The sequence below is a fragment of the Streptomyces sp. NPDC046876 genome (assembly GCF_040645035.1).
Classification (GTDB): domain Bacteria; phylum Actinomycetota; class Actinomycetes; order Streptomycetales; family Streptomycetaceae; genus Streptomyces.
This window is the reverse complement of the sequence record NZ_JBEYXK010000123.1, coordinates 1-18,405: the sequence shown is the minus strand read 5'-3', so window position 1 is coordinate 18,405 and position 18,405 is coordinate 1. Positions and strand designations below refer to the sequence as shown.

Here is an 18,405-nt window from a genome sequence, read left to right as displayed (position 1 = left end):
GGCTCCGCCCGGACCCTCCCCCAGACTCCGTCCGGGGGGACCCCCACTCAAACGCCGGCGAGGCTGGATGTGCCGGACCCCGGCTTCGAAAGCCGGGCGGGGCTGGATGCGCCGGACCCCGGGTTCGAAAGCCGGGCGGGGCTGGATGCGCCGGACCTCGGGTTCGAAAGTCGGGTGGGGCGGAGTTGCCGGGCACCGGGTGCGGAAGTCGGGTGGGGGCGGAGTTGCCGGGCACCGGCTTCCGGGGCGGGAGGGGGCTGGATGCGCCGGGCGGCGGCTCCGGCGCGCGGGCGGGTGCGGCCCACCCCACCTCCCGGCCAGGGAAAAGGGCACCTAAGATGAGGCCCGGCGTGCCACTCGGCCCGCTCATCGCCGAGGACGGCGACATGGGAGGAAGCCCGGTGCGAATCCGGCGCGGTCCCGCCACTGTGAGCCCGGCAGAGCGATCCGCCGGGTGAGTCAGGAACTCCCGCCGTCCTCACTGCCCGGGGCGCGGAAACCCCGAGGAAGGCCTGCCGCCGCATGATCCTGCTGCTGTCGACGTCCGACACCGATCTGCTCAGCGCCCGCGCCGCCGGAGACGGCCCCGTACCGTACCGGTTCGCGAACCCCTCCCGCCTTCCCCTCGACGACCTCCCGGGCCTCCTCGACGGCGTCGACCTCGTCGTCGTCCGCCTCCTCGGCGGCCTGCGGGCCTGGCAGGACGGCCTGGACCTGCTGCTGGCGCCCGATCAGACCCGGCCGGTGGTCGTCCTGACCGGCGAACAGGCCCCCGACGCCCAGCTGATGGAGGCCTCCACCGTCCCCATCGGCATCGCGGCCGAGGCGCACGCCTACCTCGCGCACGGCGGCCCGGCCAACCTGGACCACCTGGCCCGGTTCCTGTCCGACACCGTGCTGCTCACCGGCCACGGCTTCGAGCCGCCCGCCGCCGCGCCGACCTGGGGCGCCCTGGAGCGCCCGACCGTGGACGCGCCCGCCGACGCCCCCCGCATCGCCGTGCTCTACTACCGCGCCCACCAGATGAGCGGCAACACCGCCTTCGTACACGCCCTGTGCGATGCGATCGAGACGGCCGGCGCCGTGCCCATGCCGCTGTACGTGTCCTCGCTGCGCACCCCGGAGCCGGAGCTGCTGCGCGAACTGGAGGGGGCGGACGCGGTGGTCACCACCGTGCTCGCGGCGGGCGGCACCCGTCCCGCGACCGCCTCCGCGGGCGGCGACGACGAGTCCTGGGACGCGGGCGCGCTCGCCGCGCTCGGCGTGCCGGTGCTGCAGGCCCTGTGCCTGACCGGCTCGCGCAGCGCCTGGGAGGAGAACAACGAGGGCCTGTCCCCGCTGGACGCGGCCACGCAGGTCGCCGTGCCCGAGTTCGACGGCCGCCTGATCACCGTCCCGTTCTCCTTCAAGGAGTTCGACGAGGACGGCCTGCCCGCGTACGTGGCCGACCCCGAGCGGGCCGCCCGCGTCGCCGGGATCGCCGTCCGCCACGCCCGGCTGCGGCACATCGCCCGCGGCGACAAGAAGCTCGCCCTGGTGCTCTCCGCGTACCCGACCAAGCACTCCCGCATCGGCAACGCGGTGGGCCTGGACACCCCGGCCAGCGCCGTCGAGCTGCTGCGCACCCTCATCGACGCCGGCTACGACTTCGGGCCCGCCGAGGAGATCCCGGGCCTGGTCTCGGGCGACGGCGACGAGCTGATCCGCGCCCTGATCGAGGCCGGCGGCCACGACCAGGACTGGCTGACCGAGGAGCAGCTCGCCCGCAACCCGGTCCGCATCCCGGCCGCCGACTACAAGCGCTGGTACGCCGAACTCCCGGCCCAGCTGCGCGAGCAGGTCGAGGAGCACTGGGGCGAGGCCCCCGGCAGCATGTTCGTGGACCGCTCGGCCAACCCCGAGGGCGACATCGTGCTGGCGGCCCTGCGCCGCGGGAACCTGCTCGTCCTCATCCAGCCGCCGCGCGGCTTCGGCGAGAACCCGATCGCGATCTACCACGACCCGGACCTGCCTCCGTCGCACCACTACCTGGCCGCGTACCGGTGGATCCAGGCCGCGGCCGAGGACGGCGGCTTCGGCGCCGACGCGATGATCCACCTGGGCAAGCACGGCAACCTGGAGTGGCTGCCCGGCAAGAACGCGGGCCTGTCCGCGGCCTGCGCGCCGGACGCCGCGCTCGGCGACCTGCCCCTGATCTACCCGTTCCTGGTCAACGACCCGGGCGAGGGCACCCAGGCCAAGCGCCGCGTCCACGCCACGCTCGTCGACCACCTGGTGCCGCCGATGGCGCGCGCGGAGTCGTACGGCGACATCGCGCGCCTGGAGCAGCACCTCGACGAGTACGCGCAGATCTCCGCGATGGACCCGGCGAAGCTGCCGGCGATCCGCGCGCAGATCTGGACCCTGATCCAGGCCGCGAAGCTCGACCACGACCTGGGGCTCGAGGAGCGCCCGGACGACGACGGCTTCGACGACTTCCTGCTGCACGTCGACGGCTGGCTGTGCGAGGTCAAGGACGCCCAGATCCGCGACGGCCTGCACGTGCTCGGCGGCGCCCCGACCGGCGCGGCCCGCGTGAACCTGGTGCTGGCGATCCTGCGCGCCCGCCAGATCTGGGGCGGTACGACGGCCCTGCCCGGCCTGCGCGAGGCGCTCGGCCTGGACGAGTCCGCGGCCACCCGTACCTCCGCCGACGAGGCCGAGGACACGGCGCGGGCGCTGGTGCAGGCGATGGAGGACGCGGGCTGGGACCCGGCCGCGGTGGCGTCCGTCGCCGCCGGACACCCGGCGGAGGTGGCGGCCGTACTGGACTTCGCGGCCCGCGAGGTCGTTCCGCGCCTGGCCGGCACGACGGACGAGATCGCGCACGTCGTGGACGCCCTGGACGGCAAGTTCGTCCCGGCTGGGCCCTCCGGCTCCCCGCTGCGCGGGCTGGTCAACGTGCTGCCGACGGGCCGCAACTTCTACTCGGTGGACCCCAAGGCCGTCCCCTCCCGCCTGGCGTGGGAGACCGGCCAGGCGCTGGCCGACTCGCTGCTGACCCGCTACCGCACCGACAACGGCGAGTGGCCGGCGTCGGTGGGCCTGTCGCTGTGGGGCACGAGCGCGATGCGCACGGCGGGCGACGACGTCGCCGAAGCCCTGGCCCTGCTGGGCGTCCGCCCGGTGTGGGACGAGGCCTCGCGCCGCGTCACGGGCCTGGAGGCGGTCCCGCTCGACGAGCTGGGCCGTCCGCGCATCGACGTCACCCTGCGCATCTCGGGCTTCTTCCGGGACGCCTTCCCGCACGTGATCGGCCTGCTGGACGACGCGGTACGGCTGGTGGCCGGGCTGGACGAGCCGGCGGAGCAGAACTTCGTCCGGGCCCACGCCCAGGCGGACCTGGCCGAGCACGGCGACGAGCGGCGGGCGACGACCCGCATCTTCGGCTCGCGCCCGGGCACGTACGGTGCGGGCATCCTGCAGCTGATCGACTCCCGCGACTGGCGCACCGACGCCGACCTCGCGGAGGTCTACACGGTGTGGGGCGGGTACGCGTACGGCCGCGGACTGGAGGGCCGTCCGGCGCGGGCCGAGATGGAGTCGGCGTACAAGCGCATCACGGTGGCGGCGAAGAACACCGACACCCGCGAGCACGACATCGCCGACTCGGACGACTACTTCCAGTACCACGGCGGCATGGTGGCGACGGTGCGCGCGCTGCGGGGCACGGCCCCGGAAGCGTACATCGGCGACTCCACCCGCCCGGAGACGGTCAAGACCCGCACCCTGGTGGAGGAGACCAGCCGCGTCTTCCGCGCCCGCGTGGTGAACCCGAAGTGGATCGAGGCGATGCGCCGCCACGGCTACAAGGGCGCCTTCGAGCTGGCGGCGACCGTGGACTACCTGTTCGGGTACGACGCCACGACGGGCGTGGTGGCGGACTGGATGTACGACAAGCTGACGGAAGCCTACGTCCTGGACCCGGAGAACCGCGCCTTCCTGGAGGAGGCCAACCCCTGGGCCCTGCACGGCATCGCCGAGCGACTGCTGGAGGCCGAGTCCCGCGGCATGTGGGAGAAGCCGGACCCGCAGGTCCTGGAGGCCCTGCGCCAGGTCTACCTGGACACCGAGGGCAACCTGGAGGCCGACGGGGACTGACCCGCCCGTCAGGAGTGACCCGCCCGTCAGGACCGACCCGTACATCACCTGATGCGGTGAACTCTCCCCCGTAGCGGGAGATCCGGGGGCAGGGCCGTGCTGATCTCGTGCGGGAGGCTTGCAGAAACGAGCCTCCCGCACCTTCGGACGGAAAGGCCCGACCCGCCGTGACCCAGCCGTTTGACCTGCCGGATTTCTACGTGCCCCATCCGGCGCGACGGAACCCCCACCTGGAGGCAGCCCGGGCGCACACCCGGCAGTGGGCCCGCTCCTTCGGGATGCTGGAGGGCTCCGGCGTCTGGGAGCAGGAGGACCTGGACGGGCACGACTACGCACTGCTGTGCTCGTACACGCACCCCGACTGCGACGGCGACGCGCTGGACCTGATCACCGACTGGTACGTGTGGGTCTTCTTCTTCGACGACCACTTCCTGGAGGTCTACAAGCGGACCCAGGACCGCGAGGGCGCGCGCAGGTACCTCGACGGGCTGGCCGCATTCATGCCGATGGACCTCGCCGACGGCTTCCCCGAGCCGGCCAACCCGGTCGAGGCCGGGCTGAAGGACCTGTGGGCGCGGACCGTGCCGGCGATGTCGATGGACTGGCGGGAACGATTCTCCGAGTCGACCCGGAACCTCCTCAACGAGTCCATGTGGGAGCTCCACAACATCGACATCGGCCGGGTGGCCAACCCGCTGGAGTACATCGAGATGCGCCGCAAGGTCGGCGGCGCCCCCTGGTCCGCCGGGCTGGTCGAGTACGCGACAGCCGAGGTCCCGGCCCGGGTCGCGCACACGCGCCCGCTGCAGGTGCTGCGCGACTCCTTCTCCGACGCGGTGCACATCCGCAACGACCTCTTCTCGTACCAGCGCGAGGTGGAGCAGGAGGGCGAACTGTCCAACGTCGTCCTGGTGTTGGAGACCTTCCTCGGCTGCACCACCCAGGAGGCCGCCGACCTGTCGAACGACCTGCTGACCTCGCGGCTCCAGCAGTTCGAGCACACGGCCCTCGCCGAGGTGCCGGCGATGGCCGCGCAGCAGGGCCTGCGCCCCGACGAGGTGGCCGCCGTGCTCGCGTACGCCAAGGGGCTGCAGGACTGGCAGTCCGGCGGCCACGAGTGGCACCTGGTCTCCAGCCGCTACATGAACCAGGGCGCGCGGGGCACGGCCGCCGACCGTGCACCCCGCACGCTGCCGTTCATGCCGAGCGGGCTCGGCACCGCCGCCGTCAACTGGCGTTCGGTGTTCACCCCCCGCTCCGTGGAGCTGCGCCGGCGCTCGTTCACGCACGTGCCGTTCGAGAAGACGGGCCCCTCGCTGCTGCCCGACTTCCACATGCCGTTCCCGCTCACGCTCAACCCGCACCTGGACCGGGCCCGCCGCGAACTGGTCCGCTGGTGCCGGGACATGGGGCTGCTGCGGCCGCAGCCCGGCGATCCGGGCTCCGACATCTGGACCGAGGCCAAGCTGATCGGGTTCGACCTGGCGCTGTTCTCCGCCGGCATGGACCCCGACGCCACGCCGGAGCGGCTGGACCGCAGCGCGCAGTGGATGGCGTGGGGGACGTACGCCGACGACTACTACGCCAAGGTGTTCGACTCCCCGAAGGCCCCGGCCGCCGCCCGGACCGCGACCGACCGGCTGATCGGCATGATCCCGGTCCGTCCGGAGGAGGCACGCGAGCCGGTCACCGTCATGGAGCGCAGCCTGAAGGACCTGTGGGCCAGAACGGTGGCCGACATGCCCGTGCCTTCACGGGACCAGCTGCGCACCCACCTCGTCCACATGCTGGAGGGCTGGGTCTGGGAGGTCGACAACAGCACGGTGAACCGGATCCCCGACCCGGTGGACTACGCGGACATGCGGCGCCACACCCTCGGCGCCCACGTGATGATGTACCTGCTCCGGCTCGGCCACGAGGACGACGGTGTCCCGCCGGAGATCCACCGGGACGGAGTGATGCGCTCGCTGGTGAGCTCGGCCGCCGACATCGGGTCCCTCACGAACGACCTCTTCTCGTACCAGAAGGAGACCGAGGTCGAGGGCCAGTTCCACAACTACCTGGCGGTGACGAGCAACTTCTTCGGCATCCCCTACGAGCAGTCGTTCCGGATCGTCTCGGACCTCCTGGAACAGCGCACGCGGGAGTTCGAGCACATCAGGGACCACCAACTGCCGGTGCTGTACGAGGACCGCGGCCTGAGCGCCGGGGCACGTGCCGGCCTGGCCGCGTACGTACGCGAACTGGAGGACTGGATGGCGGGCCTCCTGCACTGGCACCGCAACACCCGCCGCTACCGCGACGAAGACCTCCACCCGAGGCCCACGGGCCTCACCCCCGGCATGTCCCCGGCCCGCCTCACCCTCTTCCCCTGACGCCGCCCTCTCCCGGGCCAGGCCACCGCCTCCGAAGCGGGGGCAACTTCAGCCACGCCCGCTTTCGAAGCCGGGGGTCCAGCACATCCAGCCCGGCCGGCGTTTGAGTGGGGGTCCCCCCGGACGGAGTCTGGGGGAGGGTCCGGGCAGAGCCCGGTGCCCGGCGGAGCCGGGTTTCTCGGGGCTCCGCCCCAACCCCCGCGCCTCAAACGCCGGCGAGGCTGGATTTTGCCGGACCCCGGCCGCGAAGGCGGGCGGCGGGGGCTGGTCGGCCCCGGCCACAGGCGGCGGCAGAGCCCAGGTGGAGCGTGTGCCTTGCCGCCCCCTCTCGCAGCCGAGGGTCGGCAACTTCAGCCTCGCCGGCGATTGAGGCGCGGGGTCCGGGGCGGAGCCCCGGGCAACCCGGCTTCGAAGGTGTCAGGGGGCCGGCGGCGTCCAGGGCCGGGGGACGTGGGCCAGGCGGACGCGTTGGGGGTGGTCGCCCACCGGGACGGAGACCCGCCTCGCCCCCGTGGCGAAATCGATCGCGGTGACCCGGTCGGCCCCGCTCTCCGAGATCACGCACGCGGTGCCGTCCCCGTTGACCGTGGCCCAGTACGGCTTGTCCGCCGGGACCAGGGGGCCTTCGGCCAGGGTCGAGCGGTCCACGACCGTCGCGTAGCCGTCCATCGTTCCGGCGACGCACAGCCGCGAGCCGTCCGGGCTCATGGACATCCCGTGGTGGCGGGAGTCGTTGACCCAGGTGGTCCGGTCCGCACTGGTGGCCGGGTTCTGCGGCAGCGTCTTGATCCGGGTCACCCGGTCGGCGGCCACGTCGTACTCCACGAAGCCGTTGAAGAACGACACCTGGAAGTACAGCTTCGACTCGTCCGGGCTGAACGACATCGGCCGCACCGCATCCGAGAGGTCCGAGCGCCCGGCCGCGTCCAGCCGCTCCCGCATGTCGATCACCCGGACCGTCCGGAAGGTCTGCGCGTCCACCACGGTGATCTTGCGGTCGCCCTTCGTCCAGTCCAGCCAGGGCGCGTCCAGCGCGGAGGTGACGTCCCCGATCGAGCTGTTCCACAGGTAGCGCCCGTCCCGGCTGAACGTGTTCTCGTGCGGCTTGTCCCCCGTCGGGAAGGAGCCGACCTGGCGGCCGGTCGCGATGTCCAGGACGTGCACGGTGTTGGCGGTGGACGCGGAGACCGCGACGCGGGTGCCGTCCGGCGAGACCGCCATGTGGTCGGAGCGGTAGCCGGCGACCGGGAAGCGCCAGTTGACCCGCCCGGTCCGGACGTCGATGGAGACCACGTCGGCGAAGCTGGGCCGGGAGGCGACCACGGCGGAGCCGTCCGGGGTGGTGTACATGTCGTCGACGAACTGGTCGTGGCCCTCGCCGGCGGTGGCCCGGATCCCGAGGAAGTAGCCGAGTCTGACGGGGTTGAGGTAGATCTCCCTGAGCCGCTCCTCCTTGTCGGGGACCATGTTGATCCGGCCGAGCCGCTCCATGTTCCCCGTGGAGGCCAGCACGTCGGCGGTGCCCTCCCAGTTGTTGCCGACGAACAGCACCTCCTGCAGGGCAGTCGCAGGGGCGGGCGCCGCCGGGCCGGGCGCCGGGCCCGCCGCGAGGGTGGCCGCGGCCAGCGCGCACACGGCGAGCAGCGTGCGGACGGGGGTGCGTGCGGTCGCGGTCCGGGACATCCGCTCAACTCCGTTACGGACAGGCGCTGTTACCGGCCGGTAAAATAGGGGGAATGACGAAAGGGCGCAAGCCTCACGGCTGCGCCCTTTTCCACGACGTCCCTCACGGCGTCCCTCACGGCGTCGGTTGCGACGTCCCTCACGGCGTCGGTTGCGACGTCCGTCACGGCGTCGGTTGCGACGTCCCTTGCTACGCCCTCGCTACTGCCCTCTTCAAGCCACCGAGCCGATCCTGCCGATCACCGTGTTCGAGGTGTCGGGGTGGATCGGGATGTGCGCGCCGGTCAGGGCCGCGCCCGAGCCGCCGCGGCGGTTGGCGACGATCTCGGCGGCGATGGACAGTGCGGTCTCCTCCGGGGAGCGGGCGCCGAGGTCGAGGCCGATCGGGGAGCGCAGGCGGGCGAGTTCGAGCTCGCTCACGCCGACCTCGCGCAGCCGCCGGTTGCGGTCCTCGTGGGTGCGGCGCGAGCCCATGGCGCCGACGTACGCGACGGGGAGCCTCAGGGCCAGTTCGAGGAGCGGGACGTCGAACTTGGCATCGTGGGTCAGCACGCACAGGACGGTCCGGCCGTCCACCTCGGTGGTCTCCAGGTAGCGGTGCGGCCAGTCGACGACGATCTCGTCCGCCTCGGGGAAACGGTTCTTCGTCGCGAAAACGGGCCTCGCGTCGCACAGCGTCACGTGGTAGCCGAGGAACTTGCCGATCCGCACCAGGGCGGAGGCGAAGTCGATCGCCCCGAAGACGATCATCCGCGGCGGCGGGACGCTGGACTCGACCAGCACCTTCAGCGGCTCTCCGCAGAGCCGGCCGTCCGCGCCGATCTCCAGGACACCGGTCTTGCCGGCGTCGAGCATGGCGCGGGCCTCCTCGGCGATGCTCCGGTCGAGCTCGGGGTGGCCGCCGAAGCCGCCCTCGAAGCCGCCTTCGCCGCGGACGAGCACGGCACGGCCCTTGAGCTCGGCCGGGCCCTCCGCGATCCGGGCCACGGCGGCCGCCTCGCCGCGGGCGGCCGCGGCCAGTGCGGCCTCGAACACCTCCCGGGCCGGGGAGTCGGCGTGGACCGGGGTGACGAGGATGTCGATGATGCCGCCGCAGGTCAGACCCACGGCGAAGGCGTCGTCGTCGCTGTAGCCGAAGCGCTCCTGGACGGTCTCGCCGTCCTCCAGCGCCTGCCGGCACAGCTCGTACACTGCGCCCTCCACGCATCCGCCGGAGACCGAACCGATGGCCGTGCCCTCGCTGTCGACGGCTAGCGCGGCTCCTGGCTGCCGGGGTGCGCTCCCGCCGACCGCCACGACGGTGGCGACTGCGAAATCACGTCCCTGCTCGACCCACCGGTTCAGTTCTTCGGCGATGTCCAGCATTGCGGCCTCCTCGGAGAGGTTCGGATTCCAGTATCGGATGCGTGGAGGGTCAGGTACCGGTCGCAGGCGATCACGGACCGTAACGGACGGTCACGCCTGCGGTCGATCATGCTGCCCGGCTCACTTCACCCCGAGCCACGCCTCGATCGGGTGGAGGGCGAAGAAGATCAGGAAGACCCCGGTCAGCACCCACATGAAGGCGCCGATCTCGCGGGCCTTGCCCTGAGCGATCTTGATGGCCACGTACGAGAGGACACCGGCGGCAACGCCCGGCGTGATCGAGTACGTGAAGGGCATGATCACCACGGTCAGGAAGACCGGGATGGCGGTGGCGCTGTCGGCCCAGTCCACGTGGCGGGCGTTCTGCATCATCATCGCGCCGATGACCACCAGCGCCGCGGAGGCGACCTCACCCGGGACGATCTGCGTGATCGGGGTGAAGAAGAGGCAGGCGGCGAAGAGCAGGCCGCTGACGACGGAGGCGAGGCCCGTGCGGGCGCCCTCGCCCACGCCGGTGGCGGACTCGACGAAGACCGTCTGGCCGGAGCCGCCGGTCAGACCGCCGATGGCACCGCCGGCACCGTCGATGAACAGGGCCTTGGACAGGCCCGGCATGCGGCCCTTGTCGTCGGCGAGCTTGGCCTCGGTGCCGACGCCGATGATGGTGGCCATCGCGTCGAAGAAGCCGGCCAGCACCAGGGTGAAGACGATCATGCCGACGGTCATGACGCCGACGTCGCCCCAGCCGCCGAACTCGACCTTGCCGAAGAGCGAGAAGTCGGGCATCGAGACGGCCGAGCCCTCGAGGACCGGGGCGCCGTTGCGCCAGGCCTTGGGGTCGATGTCCGCGACGGCGTTCAGGATGGCGGCGAGGATGGTGCCGCCGACGATGCCGATCAGGATGGCGCCGGGAATCTTGCGGGCCTGCAGCATGAAGATGGTGAGCAGGGTGACGCAGAAGATCAGGACGGGCCAGCCGGCGAGCTCGCCGATGGAACCGAGCTGGACCGGGGGACCGAACTCGGAGCCCTTGCCGACGAAGCCGGCCTTCACGAGACCGATCAGGGCGACGAACATGCCGATGCCCATGGTGATCGCGTGCTTGAGCGCGAGCGGGATCGCGTTCATGATCATCTCACGGAGGCCGGTGACGACCAGGAGACAGATCACGACGCCGTACATGACGCACATGCCCATGGCCTGCGGCCAGGTCATCTGCGGGGCGACCTGCGAGGAGATCACGCCGGAGACGGAGAGTCCGGCGGCGAGCACGAGCGGGACCTTGCCGATGAAGCCCATGAGCAGCGTGGTCAGGGCGGCGGCGAAGGCGGTGGCCGTGATCAGAGCCTTCTGGCTCATGGTGTCCCCGGCGACGTCCTTGCCGGAGAGGATCAGCGGGTTGAGCAGGAGGATGTACGCCATCGCCATGAAGGTCGTGACGCCGCCACGAATCTCATTGCCGATGTTCGACCCTCTATGGGTGATGTGAAAGTACCGGTCGAGCCAAGAACGCCCGGCGGGGGTACGAGAGCCGTCGCCGGCCTCCTCCGCGGTGGTCTTGGGCTCCACAGACGACTGGGTCATGGTGCCTAACTCCCAAGGTTCAAAGGGGCACCCGCATGAAGATTGGGGATCGCGGGATTTGGGAAATGCCGTTCGGCTGCACGACCCGGGGTGACGGCCCGAGGCGACGCGAATTGCTTACTGCGTGTACTGCGGGTACTGCGGGGGTTCTGCGGTACTGATGACTGCGCCGGGGTAACGGTGCCGCCGGTCCTGCTGTTGGGGTACTGCCGGGGGGACGGACCGCGAGCGGTGCGGTGTCCGTGCCCCGGACTTCGAGCTCCGGGCGGTGTGGCTGAAAGTGTGACGTTCCGGTATCACACCGCCCGGAGAGTCCGGTGTCCGGGGGCCGCCGTGCGGCCCCCGGAGGACGCCGTCCTAGAGGGTGCCGGTGAGGGCTTCCGGACGGATCGGCGTCTTGTTGAGCTCCAGACCGGTCGCCTGCCGGATCGCCGCGAGGACGGCCGGGGTGGACGACAGGGTCGGGGCCTCGCCGAGACCGCGCAGACCGTACGGCGCGTTCGGGTCGGCGAGCTCCAGGACGTCGACCGGGATGGTCGGGGTGTCGAGGATGGTCGGGATCAGGTAGTCCGTGAAGGAGGGGTTGCGCACCTTCGCGGTCTTCGGGTCCACGATGATCTCCTCCATGACCGCCACGCCGAGGCCCTGGGTGGTACCACCCTGGATCTGGCCGACCACGGAGAGCATGTTGAGCGCCTTGCCCACGTCCTGGGCGGTCGCCAGCTCGACGACCTTGACCAGGCCGAGCTCGGTGTCCACCTCGACGACCGCGCGGTGCGCGGCGAAGGTGTACTGGACGTGGCCGTCGCCCTGGCCGGTGACCAGGTCGAACGCGACGGTCGGGCGGTGGCGGAACTCGAGCTCGAGGTCGATGGCCTCGTCCTCGAGGATGTCGGCGATGTCCGCGAGGACCTCGCCGCCGTCGGTGACGACCTTGCCGCCCTCGAGGAGGAGCTCCGCGTGGGCCCACGCCGGGTGGTAGGAGCCGTTCTTGCGGCGGCCCATCTCCAGCAGCGCCTCGCGCACGGCCTCACAGGTGTTCTTCACCGCGCCACCGGTCATGTACGTCTGCCGCGAGGCGGACGTCGAACCGGCGGAGCCGACCTGGGTGTCGGCCGGGTGGATGGTCACCTGGGTGACGCCGAGCTCCGTACGGGCGATCTGGGCGTGGACGGTGACACCGCCCTGGCCGACCTCCGCCATGGCCGTGTGGACCATCGCGACGGGCTCGCCGTTGATGACCTCCAGGCGCACGCGGGCGGTGGAGTAGTCGTCGAAGCCCTCGGAGAAGCCGACGTTCTTGATGCCGACCGCGTAGCCGACGCCGCGGACGACGCCCTCGCCGTGCGTGGTGTTGGACAGGCCGCCCGGCAGGGCGCGCAGGTCCGCGGCCTCGCCGGCGGTCTCCCACTGGCGCTCCGGCGGAAGCGGGCGCTCCTTGACCCGGCGCAGCAGCTCGGCGACGGGCGCCGGGGAGTCCACGACCTGGCCGGTGGGCATGATCGTGCCCTGCTCCATGGCGTTGAGCTGGCGGAACTCGACCGGGTCCATGCCCAGCTTCGCCGCGAGCTTGTCCATCTGGGCCTCGTACGCGAAGCAGGCCTGGACGGCGCCGAAGCCGCGCATGGCGCCGCAGGGCGGGTTGTTCGTGTAGAGGGCGATGGCCTCGATGTCCACGTCGTCGATGACGTACGGGCCCACCGAGAGGGAGGACGCGTTGCCGACGACGGCCGGGGAGGCGGAGGCGTAGGCGCCGCCGTCGAGCACGATCCGGCACTTCATGTGCGTGATCTTGCCGTCCTTGGTGGCGCCGTGCTCGTACCAGAGCTTCGCCGGGTGGCGGTGCACGTGGCCGAAGAAGGACTCGAACCGGTTGTAGACCATCTTGACCGGCTTGTTGGTCGCGAGGGCCAGCAGGCACGCGTGGATCTGCATCGAGATGTCCTCGCGGCCGCCGAAGGCACCGCCGACGCCGGACAGCGTCATGCGGACCTTCTCCTCGGGCAGGCCGAGGACGGGGGCGATCTGCTTGAGGTCCGAGTGCAGCCACTGGGTGGCGACGTAGAGGTCGACGCCGCCGTCCTCGCCGGGTACGGCCAGGCCGGACTCCGGGCCGAGGAAGGCCTGGTCCTGCATGCCGAAGGTGTACTCGCCGGTGACGATGACGTCGGCCCGCTTGGCGGCCTCGTCCGCATCGCCGCGGATGATCGGCTGGCGGTGCACGATGTTCTGGTGCGGGACGTGGCCCGAGTGGTGGTCGTCGCGGCCCGGGTGGATCAGGATCGCGTCCTCGGCGAGGGCGGAGGCCTCGTCGGTGACGAGCGGGAGCTCCTTGAAGTCGATCTTGATCTTGGCGGCGGCGCGGCGCGCGGTCTCCGGGTGGTCGGCCGCCACGAGGGCGATCGGCTCACCGTGGTGGCGTACGCGGCCGTTGGCCAGGACGGGGGTGTCCTGGATCTCCAGGCCGTAGTTCTTCATCTCCGCGGGCAGGTCCGCGTAGGTGAGGACGGAGTAGACGCCGGGCATGGCCAGCGCCTCGGAGATGTCGATGTTCTCGATCTCGGCGTGGGCGATCGGGCTGCGCAGGGTCTGGCCCCACAGCATGTCCTCGTGCCACATGTCGGAGGAGTACGCGAACTCGCCGGTGACCTTCAGGGTGCCGTCCGGGCGGAGCGTGGACTCGCCGATGCCGCCCTTGGTGTGCTTCTGGGTGACGTTGGTCGGCGTACCGGAGGGCGCGGTGCGGGTGTTGGCCATGGTCAGACCGCCTCTCCCTGGCGGGCGGCCGCCAGGCGGACCGCGTCGAGGATCTTCTCGTAGCCCGTGCAGCGGCAGAGGTTGCCGGACAGGGCCTCACGGATGTCCTGGTCGGACGGGGACGGGTTGCTCTCGAGCAGCGCGTCGGCCTGGACCAGCAGACCCGGGGTGCAGAAACCGCACTGGACCGCGCCGGCGTCGATGAACGCCTGCTGGATGTTGGAGAGCTCCACGCCCTCGCCGGTCTGGGAGTCGGTGCCCTTGGCGGACCACTGCTTGGCCTCGTCGGTGGAGACGCCCTTGGCGCCGCCGCACGCGCCGGTACCGCAGGAGTGGCCGTGCTCCTCGCGCTGCTTGGCGAAGTCGGCCAGGCCCTCGACGGTCACGACGTCGCGGCCCTCGACCTGGCCGGCGGCCACCAGACAGGAGCAGACCGGCACGCCGTCGAGGCGGACGGTGCAGGAACCGCACTCGCCCTGCTCGCAGGCGTTCTTCGAGCCCGGCAGGCCCAGGCGCTCACGCAGGACGTAGAGGAGGGACTCGCCCTCCCAGACGTCGTCGGCTTCCTGCGGACGACCGTTGACAGTGAAATTGACGCGCATGGTTACGCAGCCCCTTCAAGCGAGCGGCCGTTCGTGCCGCGGTACTGCTCCCACGTCCAGACGAGCTGGCGGCGAGCCAGGATGCCGACCGCGTGACGGCGGTACTTCGCCGTGCCACGGACGTCGTCGATCGGGTTGCACGCGCCGGAGGCGAGCTCACCGAACTGCTTGGCGATCGACGGGGTGATGACCTTGCCGTTGTCCCAGAAGCCGCCCTCTTCGAGCGCGGCGTTCAGGAACTCCTCGGCGGCCTTCGCCCGGACCGGGGTCGGGGCGGCGGAACCGATGCCCGTACGCACGGTGCGGGTGTCGGGGTGCAGGGCGAGGCCGAAGCCGCAGACCGCGATGACCATCGCGTTGCGGGTGCCGACCTTCGAGTACTGCTGGGGGCCGGTGGCGTTCTTGATGTGGACCGACTTGATCAGCTCGTCGGCGGCGAGCGCGTTGCGCTTGACGCCGGTGTAGAACTCGTCGATCGGGATCAGGCGGGAGCCGCGGACGGACTCGACCTCGACCTCGCAGCCGGCGGCCAGGAGGGCGGGGTGGGAGTCACCGGCGGGCGAGGCGCAACCGAGGTTGCCGCCGACGCCGCCGCGGTTGCGGATCTGCGGGGACGCGACCGTGTGCGAGGCGAGCGCGAGACCCGGCAGCGTGCCGCGCAGGTTCTCCATGATCTGGGTGTACGGGACGGAGGCGCCGAGCTTGGTGACCTCCTCGCCTACCTCCCACTCCCGCAGCAGTTCGATGCGGTTGAGGTCGAGGAGGTACTCCGGACGGCGGTGGTCGAAATTGATCTCGACCATGATGTCGGTGCCACCCGCAATCGGCACAGCTGTGGGGTACTCGGCCTTGGCGGCGAGTGCCTCCTCCCAGCTGGCGGGGCGAAGGAAGTCCATGTGCGGCTCTCTTCTTGTAATCGGGTCGTTCACTTCAAGCCAGGAGGCCGAAGGGCCCTCGACTGGTCGTTCACGTGCTGTTAACGCGGTGTGGAGCCAGTACACAAGCCCTCCCGCCCCCGGGTGCAGTCACCGAAACCATGAAGGAGTTGGCTGGCGCCCTCCCTCGTCTTGTAGATTCGTATGAAAGGCAGGATGCAACGACCTGCCCGATTTCCAACGGCAACATTCGAGACAGATCGGCGGCGACACCATGCGGCTGCGCGCACTGCTGGAAACCGAGGCGCTGGGGCTGCGGCTGCTGGGCGGCGAGGAAGAACTCGACCGGACGGTCCGCGGCGTCATGACGACCGACCTGAGGGATCCCAGCCGATACCTCACCGGGGGCGAACTCGTCCTCACTGGCCTGGCGTGGCGAAGAAATTCAGCCGACTCCGAGCCGTTCGTACGAATCCTTGCGAGCGCGGGCGTGGCCGGCCTCGCGGCGGGCGAGGCGGAGCTGGGAGACATCCCGGACGATCTCGTTTCGGCCTGCCGGCGCAACCGGCTCCCGCTGTTCGCTGTGAACGAAGACGTTGCATTTGCCACGATCACCGAGTACGTGGTCAGGCAGGTCTCCGGGGAGCGCGCGGGCGACCTCGCAGCCGTCGTCGACCGCCACCGCCGCCTGATGACCTCGGGCCCCGCGGGCGGTGGGCCGGACGTCGTGCTCGATCTGCTCACCACCGACCTCGATCTGCGTGCCTGGGTGCTGTCCCCCACAGGCCGGCAGATCGCCGGAGCGGGCGAACCCCTGGCGCCGGGCATCTGTGCGGCACTGGCCGGCGAGCACCTCGCGGCGGTCCGCACCGGGCGCAGGGGCCCGCACCGGATCTCCATCCAGGGTATTGCCTACTCCCTGTTCCCGATCAGGGGAGCCGGGCGCGGCCCGGGCGGTCCGGGCGGCCGTGACGTGCGCGAAAGCGTGCTGTCGGACTGGCTGCTGGCCGTCGAGGCCGACGCGAGCGACTGGCCCGCGGAGCGGCTTGACCTGCTCCAGGGCGTCACCCAGCTGATCGCCGTGGAGCGGGACCGGCGCGACGCCGCCCGCACGGTGCGCCGCCGCCTGGCACAGGAGGTGCTGGAGCTGGTCCAGACGGGTGCCCCGCCCGCCGAGATCGCCGCCCGCCTGCGGGTCGCGGCCCCGGTGCTGCTGCCCGGGCTGGGCACCGCCCCGCACTGGCAGGTCGTCGTGGCCCGGGTGGACTGGGAGGGCGGGGACATCCCCGGCGGCCCGGTGGCCCAGTCGCTGCTGGAGGAGATTCTGGTCGACCCGTCCGTCTCGGGGCCGGAGCCCTCGGACCGGATCGCGGTCGCCCACGCCGGCGACGAGGCCATCGCCCTCGTACCGCTGCCGGCGGCGCCCGGCGAGGCCGGGGAGGAGCGGGGCCCGGAGTCCGCACTGCACGCCGACGAGCTGCTCGCCGCCGTACGGGAGCCGCTGCAGGCGGGCCTGGCCGACGACGGCCGGCTCACCCTGGGCGTCAGCGCCGCCGTGCAATCCGCCGAGGGGCTGCGCGGCGCGCTGGAGGAGGCCCGCCACGCCCGCCGGGTCGCCGCGGCGCGCCCGGGCCGGGTGTGCGCGGCCGGCCACCACGAGCTGGCCTCGCACGTCCTGCTGCTGCCGTTCGTCCCGGACGACGTGCGCCGGGCCTTCACGGCCCGCCTGCTGGACCCGCTGCGTGACTACGACCGGCGCCACCGCGCCGAGCTGATCCCGACGCTGGAGGCGTTCCTCGACTGCGACGGCTCCTGGACGCGGTGCGCGACCCGGCTGCACCTGCACGTCAACACGCTGCGTTACCGTGTCGGGCGAATCGAGCAGTTGACGGCGCGGGACCTGTCCCGCCTGGAGGACAAGCTCGACTTCTTCCTGGCACTGCGCATGAGCTGAGCAGTTCCGGCCAAGGGGGCCGAAGCGGGCCCTGACGAGGCGTCCGGACTTTGTGAAAGAGTTCACCCGACCCCTTGGCCGAAGCAGCCGATCCGTGCTCTCATTTCGCCCCAGGGCTCAACGACGTGCTGCTTGGTTGCTTTGGGGAGGGCAATGTGGCGGAGACCGCCATGTCCGGCACCGGAACCACCGGGGGAGACGACCCCCTCCAGCGGGCGATATGGCGGCTGCGGTCGCGCGGTTGTTGGACCGACGCGGCAGCCCTGCTGACGCCCCGCCAGGACGACGCCGGCGCCGCCGTGCAGCGCACCGCGCTGCTGGTCGAGCGGTGCCTGTTCACGGGCCAGGGCTGGGCGGAGGCGGAGGACGCGCTGCGGGTCGCGGAGGCGGTGGCCGGCGACGACGACGAGCGGGGCGCGGCCGCCTGCGAGCGGGGGCAGCTGGCGTACGCCGCCACGGTGCTCGGCGTACGCGACCGGGCCGACGAGGCGCGCTCCGCCCTCGGCCGGGCGGCGGCCCTGCTGTCCCCCGGCTCCCCGACCCGGCCGCTGCTGGACTTCCGCCGGGGCCTGGTGGCCGAGCACCTCGGCGACGCCCCGCAGTCCGCGCGGCCCGCATACCGGCGCGCCCACGCGGGGGCCGCGGCCCACGGGGACACGCTGCTGCTGTCCTTCACCTGGCGGCACCTGGCCGCGCTCGCTCTGCGGGACGGGGAGGTCGCCGAGGCCCGCAAGGGCTTCGCCGAGTCCCTGCGGATCCGGGAGGAGCTGGGGTTCCTGATCGGCACGGCGCCGGCGCTGGCCGCCCTGGCCGAGGTGGAGCCGGAACCGGAGGCGGGCCGCCTCCGCGCCGAGGCCCGCCGCCTGTTCCACCTCCTGGGCGGCATCCCGACCTGGCTGGAAGACCGCCTCCACCCCACCCCGGCCACCTGACCCTCCGCCCGGCCCCCACCCCCGGCCCGCAAGCCGGGCCCCCCATCCCCTTCGAAGCGGGGGGCGGGCCATTCCAGCCTCGCCGGCGTTTGAGGCGCGGGGTTTGGGGCGGCGCCCCAAGAAACCCGGCTCCGCCTG

10 protein-coding genes and 1 riboswitch are annotated in these 18,405 nt (G+C 71.8%); of the genes, 4 read left to right on the top strand and 6 right to left on the bottom strand.

Features of this window, described 5'->3' with window-relative positions:
* Positions 1-390 precede the first annotated feature (390 nt).
* Positions 391-469: riboswitch (cobalamin riboswitch) on the top strand.
* A gap of 53 nt (positions 470-522) precedes the next feature.
* Both cobN and ABZ924_RS34490 read left to right on the top strand, forming a co-directional pair.
* Entirely contained in the window at positions 523-4,140 is a 3,618-nt protein-coding gene (gene cobN / locus ABZ924_RS34495; protein ID WP_361918973.1) for a cobaltochelatase subunit CobN, read from the top strand.
* Positions 4,141-4,307: 167 nt separating this feature from the next.
* The gene (locus tag ABZ924_RS34490; RefSeq protein WP_361918971.1) at positions 4,308-6,515 is read left to right on the top strand and encodes a germacradienol/geosmin synthase; all 2,208 of its coding nucleotides are present in this window, start codon (positions 4,308-4,310) and stop codon (positions 6,513-6,515) included.
* A 417-nt stretch (positions 6,516-6,932) separates the two neighbouring features.
* Here the strand turns inward: ABZ924_RS34490 and ABZ924_RS34485 are convergent, their stop codons facing one another.
* From ABZ924_RS34485 to ABZ924_RS34460, 6 genes are all read right to left on the bottom strand, one after another.
* Complete coding sequence (locus tag ABZ924_RS34485) at positions 6,933-8,198, bottom strand: YncE family protein (RefSeq protein WP_361918969.1); 1,266 nt, start codon at positions 8,196-8,198, stop codon at positions 6,933-6,935.
* A gap of 213 nt (positions 8,199-8,411) precedes the next feature.
* Complete coding sequence (locus ABZ924_RS34480; protein ID WP_361918967.1) at positions 8,412-9,563, bottom strand: XdhC/CoxI family protein; 1,152 nt, start codon at positions 9,561-9,563, stop codon at positions 8,412-8,414.
* Positions 9,564-9,683: 120 nt separating this feature from the next.
* A complete protein-coding gene (locus tag ABZ924_RS34475; protein ID WP_361918964.1) occupies positions 9,684-11,147 on the bottom strand; it encodes an NCS2 family permease in 1,464 nt (487 codons plus the stop codon).
* A 357-nt stretch (positions 11,148-11,504) separates the two neighbouring features.
* On the bottom strand, positions 11,505-13,904 hold the full coding sequence (gene pucD / locus ABZ924_RS34470) for a xanthine dehydrogenase subunit D (RefSeq protein ID WP_361918961.1): 2,400 nt from the start codon (positions 13,902-13,904) through the stop codon (positions 11,505-11,507).
* 2 nt (positions 13,905-13,906) lie between these two features.
* Positions 13,907-14,506 carry a (2Fe-2S)-binding protein gene (locus ABZ924_RS34465; protein ID WP_361918958.1) on the bottom strand — a complete coding sequence of 200 codons (600 nt, stop codon included), beginning with the start codon at positions 14,504-14,506 and terminating at the stop codon, positions 13,907-13,909.
* A 2-nt stretch (positions 14,507-14,508) separates the two neighbouring features.
* A complete protein-coding gene (locus ABZ924_RS34460; RefSeq protein ID WP_361918955.1) occupies positions 14,509-15,402 on the bottom strand; it encodes an FAD binding domain-containing protein in 894 nt (297 codons plus the stop codon).
* A 253-nt stretch (positions 15,403-15,655) separates the two neighbouring features.
* On the opposite strand from ABZ924_RS34460, the gene ABZ924_RS34455 reads away from it, so the two are divergent.
* Together ABZ924_RS34455 and ABZ924_RS34450 are read left to right on the top strand one after the other, a co-directional pair.
* Positions 15,656-17,335: a PucR family transcriptional regulator ligand-binding domain-containing protein gene (locus ABZ924_RS34455; RefSeq protein WP_361918952.1), complete on the top strand. Its 1,680-nt coding sequence runs from the start codon at positions 15,656-15,658 to the stop codon at positions 17,333-17,335.
* Positions 17,336-17,505: 170 nt separating this feature from the next.
* A complete protein-coding gene (locus ABZ924_RS34450) occupies positions 17,506-18,267 on the top strand; it encodes a hypothetical protein (protein WP_361918949.1) in 762 nt (253 codons plus the stop codon).
* Positions 18,268-18,405: the final 138 nt, after the last annotated feature.